The sequence below is a fragment of the Legionella dresdenensis genome (assembly GCF_042649825.1).
Taxonomy (GTDB): domain Bacteria; phylum Pseudomonadota; class Gammaproteobacteria; order Legionellales; family Legionellaceae; genus Legionella_C; species Legionella_C dresdenensis.
In genome coordinates this window covers 1-659 of record NZ_JBHSAB010000035.1, presented here as the reverse complement: position 1 = coordinate 659, position 659 = coordinate 1, and the positions used below count along the sequence as shown (strand labels likewise).

Sequence of the window (659 nt, the reverse complement as noted above, 5' to 3'; positions counted from 1 at the left end):
CAACGGTTAAAAGAAAAGGAGTTGAAGCCATGGCAAAAAAAGATGTGGTGCATTGGAAAGCTTGATGCGGCCTATATTGCCCGTATGGAAGATGTTCTTGACCTGTATGCAGAACCGGCAGATATGAAACGCCCTATTATCAACTTTGACGAAACAGGTAAACAGCTTGTTAAAGAGGTTAATAAGCCAAAACTCCCAAAACCGGGTTGTCCCGCACGAGAAGATTATGAATACGAGCGTGCTGGTGTAACCAATATCTTCATGTTTTTTGATAGGCATCGTGGATGGCGAAAAACAAAGGTCACTGAACAAAAAACATCAACCGACTTTGCTGAGTGCATGCGTGAACTGGTAGATGAGCACTACCCTGAAGCGGATATGATCCGTGTCGTGCTGGATAATTTTTCTACCCATCATGAGGCCTCTCTATATAAAACCTTTCCACCTGCTGAAGCCAGACGTATTCTAAAACGACTCGAGTTTCATTACACACCCAAGCATGCCAGTTGGCTTAATATGGCCGAAATTGAAATTGGTGTCATGAATCGGCAGTGCCTTGATCGCCGGATCCCTGATAAGGCGACTCTTATTAATCAACTACAATGCTGGGAAAAGCAGAGAAATCAGGCAAATACTTCTATCCAATGGATGTTTAATGT

Annotated in this window: 1 protein-coding gene; it reads left to right on the top strand. The window is 43.2% G+C overall.

The window, feature by feature from the left end; translation table 11 throughout:
• A partial coding sequence (locus tag ACFORL_RS12770; protein WP_382344617.1) for an IS630 family transposase occupies positions 1-659 on the top strand: 659 nt, incomplete at both ends.